Source organism: Bradyrhizobium sp. USDA 4486, from assembly GCF_054057995.1.
Genome location: NZ_JBSRZV010000001.1, coordinates 58,290 through 73,768 on the forward strand (window position 1 = coordinate 58,290; position 15,479 = coordinate 73,768).

Annotated in this window: 13 protein-coding genes, 1 other RNA gene and 1 pseudogene; 6 read left to right on the forward strand and 9 right to left on the reverse strand. The window is 65.0% G+C overall.

The annotated features are described in order from the left end of the window. The first annotated feature begins 2 nt into the window (after positions 1-2). From ACVWY3_RS00270 to ACVWY3_RS00285, 4 genes and pseudogenes are all read left to right on the forward strand, one after another. Positions 3-1,229 (forward strand): cytochrome P450, encoded by a 1,227-nt coding sequence (locus ACVWY3_RS00270; protein ID WP_456836664.1) that lies wholly within the window; start codon positions 3-5, stop codon positions 1,227-1,229. 132 nt (positions 1,230-1,361) lie between these two features. Continuing rightward, positions 1,362-4,979, forward strand: a complete 3,618-nt coding sequence (locus tag ACVWY3_RS00275) for an AsmA family protein (protein ID WP_456836665.1) — start codon at positions 1,362-1,364, stop codon at positions 4,977-4,979. Positions 4,980-5,250: 271 nt separating this feature from the next. Then, positions 5,251-6,370: pseudogene (locus ACVWY3_RS00280) on the forward strand (DUF2336 domain-containing protein). A gap of 28 nt (positions 6,371-6,398) precedes the next feature. Beyond that, positions 6,399-6,641: a hypothetical protein gene (locus tag ACVWY3_RS00285; RefSeq protein WP_456836666.1), complete on the forward strand. Its 243-nt coding sequence runs from the start codon at positions 6,399-6,401 to the stop codon at positions 6,639-6,641. Positions 6,642-6,893: 252 nt separating this feature from the next. Here the strand turns inward: ACVWY3_RS00285 and ACVWY3_RS00290 are convergent, their stop codons facing one another. Continuing rightward, positions 6,894-7,061 carry a hypothetical protein gene (locus tag ACVWY3_RS00290; protein WP_456836667.1) on the reverse strand — a complete coding sequence of 56 codons (168 nt, stop codon included), beginning with the start codon at positions 7,059-7,061 and terminating at the stop codon, positions 6,894-6,896. A 248-nt stretch (positions 7,062-7,309) separates the two neighbouring features. Then, complete coding sequence (locus ACVWY3_RS00295) at positions 7,310-7,825, reverse strand: GNAT family N-acetyltransferase (RefSeq protein ID WP_456836668.1); 516 nt, start codon at positions 7,823-7,825, stop codon at positions 7,310-7,312. 230 nt (positions 7,826-8,055) lie between these two features. Between ACVWY3_RS00295 and ACVWY3_RS00300 the strand changes: the two genes are divergently transcribed. Both ACVWY3_RS00300 and ACVWY3_RS00305 read left to right on the forward strand, forming a co-directional pair. Next, positions 8,056-8,322, forward strand: a complete 267-nt coding sequence (locus ACVWY3_RS00300) for a hypothetical protein (RefSeq protein WP_456836669.1) — start codon at positions 8,056-8,058, stop codon at positions 8,320-8,322. Positions 8,323-8,483: 161 nt separating this feature from the next. Beyond that, positions 8,484-9,242 (forward strand): outer membrane protein, encoded by a 759-nt coding sequence (locus tag ACVWY3_RS00305; protein ID WP_456836670.1) that lies wholly within the window; start codon positions 8,484-8,486, stop codon positions 9,240-9,242. Between the two features lie 287 nt (positions 9,243-9,529). Here the strand turns inward: ACVWY3_RS00305 and feoB are convergent, their stop codons facing one another. From feoB to ssrA, 7 genes are all read right to left on the reverse strand, one after another. Next, positions 9,530-11,401 (reverse strand): ferrous iron transporter B, encoded by a 1,872-nt coding sequence (feoB, locus tag ACVWY3_RS00310; RefSeq protein ID WP_456836671.1) that lies wholly within the window; start codon positions 11,399-11,401, stop codon positions 9,530-9,532. Positions 11,402-11,439: 38 nt separating this feature from the next. After that, on the reverse strand, positions 11,440-11,715 hold the full coding sequence (locus ACVWY3_RS00315) for a FeoA family protein (RefSeq protein WP_456836672.1): 276 nt from the start codon (positions 11,713-11,715) through the stop codon (positions 11,440-11,442). Between the two features lie 112 nt (positions 11,716-11,827). Further along, a complete protein-coding gene (locus ACVWY3_RS00320) occupies positions 11,828-12,082 on the reverse strand; it encodes a ribbon-helix-helix domain-containing protein (RefSeq protein WP_456836673.1) in 255 nt (84 codons plus the stop codon). Then, positions 12,079-12,267 (reverse strand): DUF4169 family protein, encoded by a 189-nt coding sequence (locus ACVWY3_RS00325; protein WP_130364945.1) that lies wholly within the window; start codon positions 12,265-12,267, stop codon positions 12,079-12,081. Before ACVWY3_RS00325 ends, ACVWY3_RS00320 begins: the two co-directional genes overlap by 4 nt. Positions 12,268-12,543: 276 nt before the next feature. Further along, positions 12,544-13,989 carry a class II fumarate hydratase gene (gene fumC, locus ACVWY3_RS00330; RefSeq protein ID WP_456836674.1) on the reverse strand — a complete coding sequence of 482 codons (1,446 nt, stop codon included), beginning with the start codon at positions 13,987-13,989 and terminating at the stop codon, positions 12,544-12,546. A gap of 88 nt (positions 13,990-14,077) precedes the next feature. Continuing rightward, the gene (locus ACVWY3_RS00335) at positions 14,078-14,596 is read right to left on the reverse strand and encodes an SspB family protein (protein ID WP_456836675.1); all 519 of its coding nucleotides are present in this window, start codon (positions 14,594-14,596) and stop codon (positions 14,078-14,080) included. 117 nt (positions 14,597-14,713) lie between these two features. Further along, positions 14,714-15,080: a transfer-messenger RNA gene (gene ssrA, locus ACVWY3_RS00340) on the reverse strand. Between the last annotated feature and the right edge of the window lie 399 nt (positions 15,081-15,479).

Consider the following 15,479-nt stretch of genomic DNA (forward strand, 5'->3'; position numbering starts at 1 on the left):
CCATGAACGAGCAAGTGCAACCCGCAGGCGGACCGCTGTTCAATCCGCTCTCGCCGGACTTCATCCGCGATCCCTATCCGCATTACGACCGGTTGCGCACAATCGATCCGATCCATGTGACCTCGTTCGGCCAGTTCGTCACCAGCCGCCATGCCGACGTCAGCCTCGTGCTGCGCGACAAGCGTTTCGGCAAGGATTTCGTCGAGCGCACCAAGCGGCGCTACGGCCCGCAGATCATGGACGAGCCGATCTTCCGCAGCATGGGCCACTGGATGCTGCAGGCCGATCCGCCCGACCACACCCGCCTGCGCGGCCTCGTCGTGAAGGCGTTCACTGCCCGCCGTGTCGAGGACATGCGGCCGCGCATCCAGGAGATCGTCGACCAGACCATCGATGCCGTGATCGATCGCGGCCACATGGACCTGATCGAGGATTTCGCCTTCCGCCTGCCTGTCACCATCATCTGCGACATGCTCGGCATCCCCGAGGACCATCGCGAGGTTTTCTACAAGAGCTCGCGCGACGGCGGACGGCTGCTCGATCCGGTGCCGATGTCGCCCGAGGAGATCGCCAAGGGCAACGCCGCCAACATGATGGCGCAGATGTACTTCCAGCAGCTGTTCGAGCTGCGCCGCCGCAATCCCGGAGACGATCTCACCACGCAGCTGGTGCAGGCCGAGGAGGACGGCAATAAGCTCAGCAACGAGGAGCTGACCGCCAACATCATCCTCTTGTTCGGCGCCGGCCACGAGACCACGGTCAATCTGATCGGCAATGGCCTGCTCGCGCTCCACCGCAATCCGGACCAGCTCGCGCTGCTCAAGGCGCGGCCGGAGCTGATGGTGGGTGCGATCGAGGAATTCCTGCGCTACGACTCGTCGGTGCAGATGACCGGCCGCGTCGCGCTGGAGGATGTCGAGCTCGGCGGCAAGACCATCCCCAAGGGCGAGTCTGTGCTGTGCCTGCTCGGCTCGGCCAACCGCGACCCGGCGGTCTATCCTGATGATCCCGACCGGCTCGACGTCACCAGGCTCAACGTCAGGCCGCTGTCGTTCGGCGGCGGCATCCATTTCTGTCTCGGCGCCCAGCTGGCGCGGATCGAGGCCGAGGTCGCGATCGCGACGCTGCTGCGCCGGCTGCCGGGCTTGCGGATTGACGACGTCGAGAACCCGGAATGGCGCCCGACTTTCGTGCTGCGCGGCCTGAAGCGGCTACCGGCGAGCTGGTGAGGGCGGGGCGCGTTAACCTCCGCGCGCAACAGCCGCTGTGACTTCGCCACACTTGGCCCTATATAGGGGGCTGTTCCGGCGCGCCTGAGGCCCTCAGGCTTGGCCCGGGCCGGTTTGGCCGAGGGGAGACCCGTGCAGACGACGCTGCTCGGATTGGCGATTGCCTTCATCATTGCGCTTTTGGCCGCGCTGATCGGGCCTTACTTCATCGACTGGAACCAGTTCCGGCCCCAGTTCGAGGCGGAGGCGAGCCGGATCATCGGCGTGCCGGTGCGGGTGGCGGGCGAGCTCGACGCGCGGCTGTTGCCGGCGCCGAGCCTGCGGCTGCGCTCGGTCACATTCGGCGGCAGCAACGATCTCGGTCGTCTTCGCGCCGACAAGCTCGACGTCGAGTTCAGCCTGGGCTCGCTGATGCGCGGCGAATGGCGCGCCACCGAGCTTTCGGTCAATGGCATGGCCGTCGATCTCGGCCTCGATGCGCGCGGGCGGGTCGATCTGCCCTCGACTGCGAGCGGCACCTTCAACCTCGCCTCGCTCGCGATCGAGCGGCTCAACCTCACCGGCCGCATCGCCTTGCACGATGCCGCCAGCCGCTCGACGCTGGAGTTGAACGACATCGCCTTCTCCGGCGACGTCCGCTCGCTCGCCGGCTCGGTGCGCGGCGACGGCAGCTTTACGGTCGGCCGCACGCGCTATCCGTTCCGAATCTCCTCCGGCCCGAGCGCCGACGGCAGCGCCACGAGACTGCATCTCAACGTCGATCCCGGCGAGCGCGCCATCCTCGCCGACCTCGAAGGCGTGCTCGCCTTCGACAACCGCCAGCCAAAATTCGATGGCGCGCTGATGCTGGCGGTGCCGGCGCCTAAGAAGTCGGGCGAGGCCGGGCCGACGCCGTGGAAGCTCACGACAAAACTCAAGGCCGATCCGGCCGGCGCCAAATTCGAGCAGGTCGACGCCAGCTTCGGGGCGGAGGACAGCGCGCTCAAGCTCGGCGGCGTCGGCGATCTCAGGTTCGGCGCCTCGCCGTTGCTGCGCGCGGTGCTGTCGGCGCGGCAGGTCGATGCCGACAAGCTCGCGGGCAAGGACAATGCCGAGCCGCTGCGCATCCTGCCGGCGCTGCGTGCGGGATTGGCCGCGATCCCGCAGGCGCCAATCCCGGCGCAGATCGAGTTCAACTCCGATCAGATCATGCTCGGCGGCCGTCCGCTCCAGAACATCGCCGCCGAGCTTTCGACCGACGGACGGTCCTGGACCTTCCAGAAGCTCGAGCTGCGTGCGCCCGGCATGACGCAGCTCTCGCTCAACGGTGCGACGCCCGGCGCCGACAGTTTCAGCGGCCGCCTCAGCGTCGAATCGTCCGATCCGGATACGCTGGTGTCCTGGCTCCAGGGCCGCAGCGAGGTCAACCGCCGCAGCACGCGGCCGGTGCGCCTTTCCGGCGACGTCACCATCGCCGCCAACCATCTCGCCGTCGACAAGTTGAAGGCCGAGATCGAGGGCGGCGCCGTCGAAGGCCGCATCGCGTTCGTGCAGACAGGCGCGAGCAAGGGCTCGCACATCGACGCCGAGATCAAGGCCGATCGCCTCGACCTCGACGCCGCCGCCAGCTTTGTGCGCGCGCTCGCCGACCCGCAAGGCGAATGGCCGGAGGAAGCAAAGCTTTCGCTCGATATCGGCCGCGCCATTTCCGCCGGCCAGGAGCTGAAGCCGTTCACGGCCAAGCTGGGCTACGGGCCGGCGGCGCTGTCGCTGGAGCAGTTGCACTTCGGCCAGACCGGCGGCGTCACCACGGAAGCGAGCGGCAGCTTTGATCGCACCAAGGCGACCGGGAAGCTCGCGCTTAAATCCTCGGCCAATTCGCTGCGCGAGCTCACCGCGCTGATCGAGCCGATTGCGCCTGCGCTGCGCGCACGCTTCGATGCGCTCCCGTCGGTATCGGGCGCGACGCGCCTCAAGCTCGACCTCAGCCTCGACAAGAACGCCGAACATGCCGATCGCAGCTACGCCCGCGCCGTGCTCGATTTCGACGCGCCGCAGCTCAAGGCCAGCGCGACGCTGGCCGCGCAGACACCGGTCGCCGCCGTCAACGGCATCGATATCGAGAAGTTGCGCAGCAGCGACTTCACGCTGGACTCGAAAGTCTCGACGCCGCAGGCCGGCGTCTTGCTGGCGCTGCTCGGGCTCGACCACATCGTGGCCGCCGGTGAGGGCGCCTCTCAGTTCGAAGGCAGGCTCAGCGGCGCCTGGCTCCGTCCGCTGCAATTGAACGCAAGACTTAGCGGCGGCGGGCTGGACGCGGATGCCCAAGGTAATGTCGAACTGTCGGAGCCCAAAGGCAGCGTGAATCTGCGCGTGCGCAACGTCAATCTGGCGCCGCTGTTCGGCACCAGCCCGGCTGACAAATCGGTGCAGAGCGTCAATCTGTCCGCGCGCGTCGGGCTATCCGGGAGCCGCCTGACCTTCGACGATCTCGACAGCAGCGCGGCCGGCTCGCATCTGCGCGGTCATCTCGCGGTGACGCTCGACCCGGAGAAGAATATCGAGGGCGAGGTCGGCCTCGACACGCTCGATCTCGTGCCTGCATTCGCGATGACGATTGGTGCTGCCGGACGTCATGCCGGCGAGCCGCTCAACGCCGGGCTCATCAGCGGCTGGCGCGGCCGGATCGCGTTCCAGGCGCTGCATGGCACTTTGCCTGGCGATATCGAGCTGCGTCCCGTCGGCGGCATCATCAGGAGCGACGGCCAGTCGCTCGCGCTCGATGGCCTCAAGGGCGGCCTCGGCGGCGGCGAGATGTCGGCGAGTTTTGATGCCCGCAATGGCGCCAATGGCCTCGCGCTGAGCGCGCGCATCGAGCTCCGCAATGTCGATGCGGCGAGCTTGCGCTACCGCGATCTCGCGCTGCCGAAGGGACGCGCCTCGGCGCAGATGGCACTGAGCAGTCAGGGCCGCAGCATCGCGGCGCTGACCGGCGCGCTTGCCGGCAATGGCACCGTGACGCTCGAGGCCGCCGAGATATCCGGTCTCAATCCGCGCGCCTTCGAGATCGCCATCCGCGCCAGCGACGGCGGGCAGGTCAGCGACGACAACCGCCTGCGGCAGCTGGTCGAGCCCGCCTTGTCGGCGGCCCCCATCGCGGTCGCCTCGGCGCAGATCCCGTTCACGATCCGTGACGGCCGGTTGCGAGTCGGCGCAACGCCGCTGGAAGCGAAGAATGCGCGCGCCATCGTCTCCGGCGGCTACGACATTCCCGCCGACCAGGCCGACATCCGCGCCAGCCTGACGCCGATCATGACCGGGCTCTCCGGCGCGCCGCCGGAGATCCAGCTGTTCGCCGCCGGTCCTCCCGACAGACTGAGCCGCACCATCGATCTCGCGCCGCTGTCGTCCTGGCTCGCGGTGCGCACTATCGACCGAGAGACGCGCCGATTGGACGCCATCGAGCGCGGCGAGCCGCCGCCGGCGACCGCTGCATTGCCGACACTGGTGTCCCCCGATCCGGTGCCGGAGCCGTCGCTGACCGACGTGCCGCTGCCCGGCCGCGACCCGCGTCGTGTGCCGCCGCCAAAGCCAAAGGCCGCGCCGATGCCGAAAGCGCCGCAGGCCGCACCCGCATTGCCAAGCCCGCCGCTCGCAAGCCAGCAGGTTGCCCCGCTGCCGCCGCCGATCGAGATCAGGCCGGCCCCAGGCCCGCCACCGGCAAAGCCGAAGCCCAAGCCGCCGCTGCTCCTGACGCCGTCAAATCCGTAAGGCGATTTTGGCTTGCACGGATCGAGCCGCGAGCTCCTCTCCCGCTTGCAGGCGGAAGAGGGGACGCACTTCTCGGGCGGCACCTTCCCGTCCTGCGCACCGGTAAACCCATTCCCTCGGATTTGAATGAATTTTGGTCGGCAAAACTGATTTGCTGATTTTACTGAATTCTCGCATCTGAGCTCTAGGGTTGTTCCCCAGAGAATCCGGCGTCCTATCAGCACAGGTAGGACGGCGCGCCAAAGGACGACCAAGAATTGGGGTGATCGAGATGAACGGGGCGAAATCGCTTCTGCAGGATCTGGACGACGCGATTGCGCGCGGCACCGACGAGAGCCGCGCGAAGGCGTTGTGGCATGCGACCGACATCCTGATCACGGGCCGCTACAGCGACGACGAGATCAGCATGTTCGGCGAGGTCATCGGCCGGCTCGCCGACGAGATCGAGGTGGCGGCGCGGGCGCAGCTCTCCGAGCTGATGGCAGCCTGCGATCACGCCCCGCTCAACGTCATCGAGAAGCTCGCCCTCGACGACGAGATCGAGGTCGCCGGCCCCGTGCTGCGCGATTCCAACCGCATCGATGAGAAGATGCTGGTCGAGAGCGCCCTGACCAAAGGCCAGGCGCATCTGCTTGCGATCTCGCAGCGCGAGCAGATCGGCGAGGCCGTGACCGACGTGCTGGTCAAGCGCGGCAACCAGGAGGTCGTGACCTCGGTCGCGAGGAACGAGCGGCGCGCGCTTCTCCGGCTCGGGCCTGTTGCACATGGTCCGCCGCGCCGAGGGAGATTCGATCCTGGCCGAGCAGCTCGGCCTGCGCAAGGACGTGCCGCGACACATCTTCCAGCAGCTGATCTCGAAGGCGTCCGAGGACGTCCGCCGCCGCCTCGAGACAGAGCGTCCCGAGATGATGGCACAGATCCAGAGCTCGGTGACCGAGGTCACCGGCGACCTTCAGTCCAAGTTCGGCCCGTCCTCGCGCAGCTATTTCGTCGCGAAGCGCGTGGTGACGACGCAGTACCGCCAGGGCAACCTCAACCAGGATTCGATCTCGAATTACGCGCGTCAGCATCGCTTCGACGAGGTGCAGATCGGCCTGTCGCTGCTGTCGGCGCTACCGGTCGACGTGATCGAGCGCGCGCTGATGGACCGCAACCGCGAGATGCTTCTGGTGCTGTGCAAGGCGCTCGACTTCTCCTGGGACACGACGATGTCGCTGCTGTTCCTCGGCGCCAAGGATCATCTGATCACGGCGCGCGAGCTCCAGGACAATGAACGCGAGTTCGGCCGCCTCAAGATCGAGACCTCGCGCAGCATCTTGAAGTTCTACCAGTCGCGCAAGACCGGCGCGGGTGCCGATGCGGGCCGTCAGCCCGAACTCCAGGTTCACTGAGCGGGAATTCGAGAGGGGAGTCGTTGCAATGTTGCCTCAATTCGGCACCGCGGTTCGCAAGAACAAGAACCTCACCAAGACCGTCACCATCGATGGCGGCGGCGCGCCGGACAAGGCGTCGGTCGATGCCGCTTGGCTCGTCCTCGAAGCCGCCAACGATCTCGGCGATCATGCCGCGATCGAAGCCTGCCGGCGCGTCATCGACGCCGAGCTGACCGGGACCGTGGCCCGCAGCTCGGACGTCGATCTCGTGCTGGGATATTTCAGGTAGGACCTCGTAGAAGAGCGAGAGCGCAAGGCAAGCCATCCTGGTTGCGGGGCTGCTTCCCTCGTCATTGCGAACAGCCCTCGCGACGAAGCAATCCGGACTGCGGCGCGTCCTCTCCTCTCGCCCAAATGCGAAAGGCCCCGCCGCAGCGGGGCCTCCTTGCTCAATCATGCCGGACCGCATCAATCGTCCCAGTCATGATATCGGCGGATCACGACGCCGCGGTCGTAGTCGCGATCGCGGTGATACCAGCCATCAGCCATGATGCCAGCCGCGATCATGCTCGTAGATGCGCGCGCGCGGGCCCTCATAATAGTCTCTGTCGCCGCCGACATAGACGCCGACGCCGCCCGCATTGGCGATTGCAGGGGCACCGACTGCAAGCGTCGCTGCCGCCGCAAGAGCGTAAGCCAGCTTCTTCATCTGTTCCTCCTTGGTTTGCATCGTCGCGGGTCAACGACCGCGGCCATCACCTGTTGCAGGAACAGCGACGAAACTTTCTTGAACGTCTGTTCAGGTCGGTTGCGTTCAAGCGCTGCAGTGAAGGAGTTGCACTGGAACTGCGAGATGCAAGTTCTTCTGTTCCGCTGCATGCGTTCGGCTTGAACGGCCGGACCGCTTCACGCTCCGGCCGTTGTCGAGCGCCGACGTGTTGGCGCCGCCATCGACGGTCAATGTCGAGCCGGTGATATACGCCGGATGCGGTAGATCACGACATCCTCGCCGCGATGAATCGTGCTTTTCTCGAGAACGTAGTTCGCCTTCTCCAGCACGCGGCGGGACGCGCCGTGGCCGACAAAGACAAGGCCAATGAGGGAGGGCAGCTCGAGTTGCGTCAGCCCGATCTCCGTCAGCGCGGTCGCGATCTCGCTAGCAAGTCCCTGGCCCCAGAACTCGCGCTTGAACGTATAGGCAATCTCGATCTCGTCGATGTCATCGACAACGATGTGCCGGATGCCTGCCCGTCCGGCGAACGCCCCGTCTTTCGTCCGCAGCACCCACAGCCCAAAACCGTGCCGATCCCAATGCGCGATGTTGACGGCGAGGTATTGCTTCGTCGCCTCAGCCTGCCGCACGCCGCCGAGATAGCGCGACACCTCGGGATCGAGATGCAGCGCGATGAGGTCCGCGAGGTGATCGTCACGCAGCCGCTCGGCGATGAGCCTTTCCGTGCTGAAGTGATCCATGGAAGCAGTTCGTCACTTTGGAGCCGGTCGTCACTTTGGAGCCGGTCGCGATCTTGATGATGCCATGGTGCCCCTATTCCGCCCGGCGGCTCAACCGACGCCCGGCTCGTATCCCGGCGCCTCAGGCGCTCGGATGAATGTGGTCAATCGGCAGCTTGATCTGAATCAAGCACGCGGATGGCGGCCGCACCACAACGCGACTCCAGGGGCTGGTGATATTTTGGTGCGCAATGATTCCGACCTGGTACGTCACCTTCGAGGTGCAACAGCGAGGCATTCTGCCGAGGCAACGAAGCCCGCGTGAAACGAAGACCTTTGCGACTGAGCAGGAAGCGAAGGAGTTTGCGCGGGTCAAGCGCGATGAGGGACTTTCCGTCTTTGCAGGTACGATCAACCCGCACCTTCCGAAACGGCTGATCCCGACCTCGGGCATCAATGCGTGGCTTGCCGACGAACAGGACAGCGCCGCAGCACCCGGCAGTTCGGATAAGGGCTAAGCACGTTTCCGTGCATAGCGATCGCGCTCGAGTGTTGCCATTTTGGTACGGGCCAGGAATCCCCTTGCGGCTAACTCCAGGGTGTTCGCAGCACTTATGCACGTCAGCCTGCGTAAGGGCTCGTTTCTGAAAGAAGATATTTGAGCAAAGGGGACGAAACGATGAGGAAGCTTTCGATCGCGGCGATCGGCTTCGCGGCGCTGAGCATGGCGGCTCCGGCGATGGCGGCCGATATGGCTGTCAAGGCGGCGCCGCCGCCGGTTCCGGTAGCAGCAGTGTACAACTGGACCGGATTTTACATTGGCGCCAATGGGGGCTGGGGTCAGAGCCATGGTTGCGTGGATTTCATCACGCCCGCAGGGGCCGTTGCAGCTGGCTGCGCGGATCGCTCCGGCGGCCTCGCCGGCGGACAGATCGGGTATCGCTGGCAGACCAATCAATTTGTGCTCGGCCTGGAAGCCCAGGGCGATTGGGCCGAGATCAAGAACACGCGCGTCAGCCTGATCGATCCGTTGATCTCGACCACGGGCAAGATCGACGCCATCGGGCTGTTCACCGGCCAGCTCGGCTGGGCGTGGAACGCTTCGCTGCTCTATGTGAAGGGCGGCGCCGCCGTGACGCGCAATCGCTTCGACATCTTCAACAACGTCACCGGCGTCGGCCTCGCTTCGGCAGGCCACACGCGCTGGGGCGGCGCGCTGGGCGTCGGCTGGGAATATGGCTTCTCGCCGAACTGGTCGGTTGGCATCGAGTACAACCATCTCTGGATGGGACGTGACAGCAGCGGCTTCGCAGGCGTGGTCACGCCCGGCGGATTCACCCTTACCGGCAGCGGGGTCACGCAGGACGTGGACATGGTCACGCTTCGGCTGAACTACCGCTTCGGCGGTTTCGGTGCGCCGGTCACGGCGCGCTATTGATCTGAAGTCTCCCGGTGAACTCAGGCCCCGGCATCGACCGGGGCCTTTTTCATTTCATGGGAGGTCGCAAGGAGCCTGATGCTGACGACGTCGGTTCTGCCGGTCGAGGCTCGCGAGTTTCTGCCTCCATGAGAACGGCGAAGCCGTTAATGGCAGCTTTCGATGACGCCATTATGCCGGTGTTTTGCCCGACGTGTCAAACGTATTTCGGATAATTCGTAATATCTCGATGACACTTCCCCGCCTACTGTGCATGGGGTTGTTTTCGCAGTTTTGGTTTCGAGGCGCTATCCCGCCCCGAGCGCGACCGCCACGTTGTACGTCAGAAGGCTCGCAGCATAGGCCAGCACCAGCATGTAGGCGAAGGTCGCCGCCATCCAGCCCCAGCTGCCGGTCTCGCGCCGGATCACGGCGAGCGTCGAGGCGCATTGCGGGGCGAAGATGTACCAGGCCAGCATCGACAGCGCGGTCGCGAGCGACCATTTCGTCGCCAGCACCTGACCGATCTGCTCGGCCGCTTCCTTGCCGCCTTCGATCGCATAGACGGTGCCGAGCGCTGCGACCGCGACCTCGCGCGCTGCCATGCCGGGGATCAGCGCCACCGCGATCTGCCAGTTGAAGCCGACGGGGGCGAGCAGCGGCTCCAGCGCCTTGCCGATCATGGCAGCGAGGCTGAAGTCGATCGCGGGTTCGGTTGCGCCGGCCGGCGGCTGCGGGAACGAGGCGAGGAACCAGATCAGCACCATCATCGAGAAGATCGTGGTGCCGGCGCGGTAGAGGAACATCTTGGCGCGGGTGTAGATGCCGATCACGATCGATTTCAGCCTGGGCATCTTGTAGTCGGGCAGCTCCAGCATGAACGGGGCCGGCGCATAGTCGCGGATCATGAAGAACTTGATCACGAACGAGACGGCGAGCGCGCTGACGATGCCGGTGGCGTAGAGGCCGAACATCACGAGGCCCTGGAGATTGATGAAGCCCCAGACGTCCTTCGCGGGAATGAAGGCGGAGATGATCAGCGTGTAGACCGGGATGCGCGCCGAGCAGGTCATCAGCGGCGCGATCAGGATCGTGGTCAGCCGGTCGCGTTTGTCGTCGATCACGCGCGTCGCCATGATGCCGGGAATGGCGCAGGCAAAGCTCGACAAGAGCGGAATGAAGGCGCGGCCGTGCAGCCCCGCGCCGCCCATGATGCGGTCCATCAGGAACGCAGCGCGCGCCATGTAGCCGAAATCTTCCAGGAGCAGGATGAACAGGAAGATGAGGATGATCTGCGGCAGGAACACGATCACGCTGCCGACGCCCGCGATCGCGCCGTTCTGCAGGAAGCTCTGCAACAGGCCGTCGGGCAGGGTGGCCTGCACGAGCTCCCCGAGCGTGTCGAAGCCGGATTTGAGCAGGTCCATCGCCGGCTGCGCCCACGCGAACACCGCCTGGAACATCACGAACAGGATCAGCGCCAGCACGATCAGCCCGCCGACGGGATGCAGCACCACCGCATCGATCCGCGCGGTCCAGGTGTCGGGCCTGGCAGGCAGGCTGACGCAATCGGCGATGATGCGATCGGCCTCGCGCTGGGTGGCGCGTAATTCGGAGACGCTGAGCGCGCGCCAGCTGCTCTTCGCGGGCTCGGCCGAGAGCTTGGCCGAGATCTCGTCGGTCAGCGCCAGCAGATCGGCGGTGCCACCCTTGCGCACCGCGATCGAGGTGACCACGGGCACGCCGAGCTCCTTGGCGAGCCGCTCGACGTCGACGGTGATGCCGCGGCGGCTCGCGATGTCGAACATGTTGAGCACGAGGATCATCGGCCGTCCCGTGCGCTTGAGCTCCAGCAGCAGGCGGATGGTCAGGCGCAGATTGGTGGAGTCGGCGACGCACAGCACGAGATCTGGAACGATCTCGCCGGAAGCCTTGCCGAGCACGAAGTCGCGGGTGATCTCCTCGTCCGGGCTGCGGCCGCGCAGCGAATAGGTGCCGGGCAGGTCGACCACTGAGACCTGACGCCCCAGCGGCGTGACGAAGAAACCTTCCTTGCGCTCGACGGTGACGCCGGGATAGTTCGCGACCTTCTGCCGGCTGCCGGTCAGCGCATTGAACAGCGAGGTCTTCCCGCTGTTGGGCGTGCCGACCAGGGCGAGATGCAGCAGGGGTAATTCCATGTGATCAAAGGCCTTGGGAGCAGATGTCCGGTCGCCAACTAGGCGACGATGATGGCCATGGCTTCGCGGCGGCGCACCGCGATCGTGATGTTGTCGACCCGCACGGCGATCGGATCGCGTCCAACCAGCCCCTCGTGCAGGATCTCGACCCGGGCCCCCTCGACGAAGCCGAGCTCGATCAGCCGGCTCTCCAGCTCGATGTCCGGGAGCGCCGAGCCTGCATCCTTGGCGGAGAGGTGCTGGATGACGCCGGTATAGCCGCGCTGGGCCAGGCCCAACGGCATCTCGCGGCGCGTGTCATGGGTATCGGTCATGCCCTGTATTTTCAACGCAGGGCAGTGAGGTCAAGCGCACGGGTCGGCCGAAGCTGCACCTTAGAGCTATTTTAAAGTGCAGGTGACCGGGGCCAGGCAAACGGGCCGGCGTCTATTGGGCCGGGACCTTTTCCGGCTGCATGGTGGCCATGGCGCGGCTCTTGAAGTAGTCGAGCACGAACAGGCGGATCGCCGAGGACAGATTGCCCTGTTGGCGGTTGCTGTCGATCTCGCCGACCAGCTCGGACAGCGTCATGTTGCGCAGGCCCGAGATCTCCTTCATGCCGTTCCAGAACGCCTCTTCCAGGCTGACGCTGGTCTTGTGGCCGGCGACTACGATCGACCGTTTCACGACGGGCGACTTCATGGCTGCTCCTCGCGATCGATCTGATGCTGGTCCAGATGCGCCTTCGCCTTGTCCGCGCGCGTCTCCTCCGCCGACCGCTCCGCCTTCGTGCGGCCGAACTTCGCCCGGTTGGCGTCCGCCTGCTTCGCCGAGGCTTCCCGCTCGGCGCGCTTCCTGAAACGATTCAGGTTGATGACGTTCCCCATGCCGCGTCTCCATCATCCGATCCTCATCAGGCAGGATGAAACATTCAGAAACAGGGTGGCGCGCTGCGCCCCACAAGACTTGATCGTCATTCGCTGATCCTCGTCAATCGGCCCTTAGGGCCATCAAACGATGAATTTCGCCCGTCAAGGGCAGACGGCGGCGTAACACGCCGTCCGGCCAGAACATTGACGGTAATCAAATCCCGCCTATAAAGCCGCATATTTCTGAGCGTCGAGCGTCCGTATCATTACGGATGACTATCGGAATTCGGAAATTTAGCCCGGGCTGGTCATCCTCTCGGGGCGCACCAGGCGGTCGAACTCCTCCGCCGAGACGAAGCCGAGCCGCAGCGCCTCCTCCTTCAGCGTGGTGCCGTTAGCATGCGCCGTCTTGGCGACCTTGGCGGCGTTGTCGTAGCCGATCTTCGGGGCCAGTGCCGTGACCAGCATCAGCGAGCGCTGCATCAGCTCCTTGATGCGCTTTTCGTCGGCGCGGATGCCGCTGACGCAATGTCCGGTGAAGGAGCGCGCCGCATCCGCCATCAGGCGGATCGAGTGCAGCATATTGTAGGCCAGCACCGGCTTGTAGACGTTGAGCTCGAAATGGCCCTGGCTGCCAGCGACTGTGATGGCGGTGTGATTGCCGAACACCTGGCAGCACACCATGGTCATCGCTTCGCACTGCGTCGGATTGACCTTGCCCGGCATGATCGAGGAGCCGGGCTCGTTCTCCGGCAGGATCAATTCGCCGAGCCCCGAGCGCGGCCCCGATCCGAGCAGGCGGATGTCGTTGGCAATCTTGAACAGGCCGGTCGCGACGGAGTTGATCGCGCCGTGCGCCAGCACATAGGCGTCGTTCGAGGCCAGCGCCTCGAATTTATTGGCGGCGCTGGTGAAGGGGAGCTTCGTAATCCCGGCAACGTGCTTTGCGAACAGTTTTGCAAAGCGCGGCTTTGAGTTGAGGCCGGTACCCACCGCGGTGCCGCCCTGCGCCAGCGGATAGAGGTCCTTCACCGCGACCTTCAGCCGCGCGATGCCGCTTTCGACCTGCGCGGCATAGCCTGAAAATTCCTGGCCGAGCGTCAGCGGCGTCGCATCCTGGGTGTGGGTGCGGCCGATCTTCACGATCTTCGAAAACTCCTTTTCTTTTTCGCGCAATGCCCCGAGCAGCTCACCGAGGGCGGGGACGAGATCGCTGTTGATGCGGCTCGCGGCTGCGATGTGCATCGCGGTCGGGAAGGAGTCGTTCGACGACTGGCTCATGTTGACGTGGTCGTTGGGATGCACCGGCTTCTTGGCGCCGAGTTCGCCGCCGAGCAACTCGTTGGCGCGATTGGCGATCACCTCGTTGAGGTTCATGTTGCTCTGGGTGCCGGAGCCCGTCTGCCACACCACAAGCGGGAAATGGTCGTCCAGCTTGCCCTCGATCACCTCGCGTGCGGCGCGGATGATGGCGTTGGCCCGGCGCTCGTCGAGCAGGCCGAGCTCGAGGTTGGACTGCGCCGCGGCGAGCTTGACGATGCCGAGCGCATGCACGAGCGCAATCGGCATGCGGTCGGTGCCGATGCGGAAATTCTGGCGCGAGCGCTCGGTCTGCGCCCCCCAATAGCGATCGGCGGGGACCTCGATCGGACCGAAGCTGTCGGTCTCGGTGCGGGTTGGGGTGTTGCGCGCGGGGCGGGTCGTCTTTGAGTTGGCAGCTTTGGCCATCAGCATATCCATCCTGTCGCGCGAAACGCCGCGCGGCCTTCTGATATTGCCTCTATATAGGCAGTGGGGGCGAGCGCGACGGCCGCGCGCCCAACCTAGATCATTTCTTGCGGAAACGATCGAGCCGCACGACCTCGGCGCCACCCTGGCCCGGCGGGGTCGGCTCGTCGGCGGCTTCTGCCTTCTCAGCGGCAGGCGCGGGCACCGAAACGGCGGAAGGAGCGGGGGCTGCCGGCAATGTCTCCGGCGCGACCTCGGCGACATCGGAGGTGTCGAACTGGAGGCCGAATTTCACGGACGGATCGAGGAAGCTCTTGATGGCGCAGAACGGCACCACCAGCCGCTCCGGAATGCCGCCGAAGGACAGGCCGACCTCGAAACGATCCTCGAGCACGGTCAGGTCCCAGAACTGGTGCTGGAGGATGATCGTCATCTCTTCGGGATATTGCGCGAGCAGCCGCGGCGACAGCTTCACGCCTTCGGCCTTCGACACGAAGGTGATGAAGAAATGGTGCTCGCCCGGCAGGCCATGGGCCGCGGCATCGGTCAACACCTTCCGCAACACGCCGCGCAGCGCATCGCGGGCCAGCACATCGTATCGGATATGATCGGTCGCCATGGTGGTCCTGTTGCATTCCAGGAGTTGGGCCCTGCCGGCCCGACTCGCCAAGCCGCAATAGTACCGCGCCTGACGGGTCAGCAGGAGTCCCCCGCCGGGGAGGAAATCAAAGAGTAAAGTGGAGGCTTCTGTTGCCAGGTGCCTCCGAACCCCGCCTAGCGGAGCTTAACCCACTAGGACTTTAGAGTGGTCTTTCAAACTGCGTTACGCAGCCTGAGCAACCGGAGCAAAGTTGTCGTTGGCAACTATTGCAGTAGCCCGATAACGGCGGAACAATACCGGGAAAAAGTTCGCCCTTTACACCCTCGTCGATCCTATTTCGCCCCCGCCAAAGCCCGCTCTGGCAATAGCCCTGAAGTGGGCTTTGGTGGAGGCGCCGGGTACCGCCCCCGGGTCCGAATGGTTTATTACGACGACCGTTTATTTCCATAGCCGGCGAGCCGGCACCCCCAATATAGGTGGCAAAGGTTTCAAAAAACAGGGGTTTCGAGCACCGATCCCGCTGTTCCCTTTGGATAGGTTCCGGACCCCCGGGGCTGGTCAATGCTTTGGTCTTCCGAGAGGCTTGGGCCGGTGCGCGCGAATGGTTGCGCGCATCTCTTGCCCGGCACTCTCGATCGCCGTGGCCTTGCGCATAATGAGGCTGCCGCTCGAGCGAACGTACGCCGACAGTGTCGGCGTCGTTTAATTTCCTGCGGCGGAAAGTAGCAGCATGCACCGGCCGCAGCCCGAATTTGGTGCTTCGTTACGTTGATCGGCTTGATCCATGAATTGCTTCTGACGTGATGGTTGCGGTGGTCGCGTCCATCTCGCGCGTCAATCGACTCTCGCTTCTGTCTGCCGGCGGCGTGTTGGGTTTTGCTGGCATTGTGTGATGAAAATC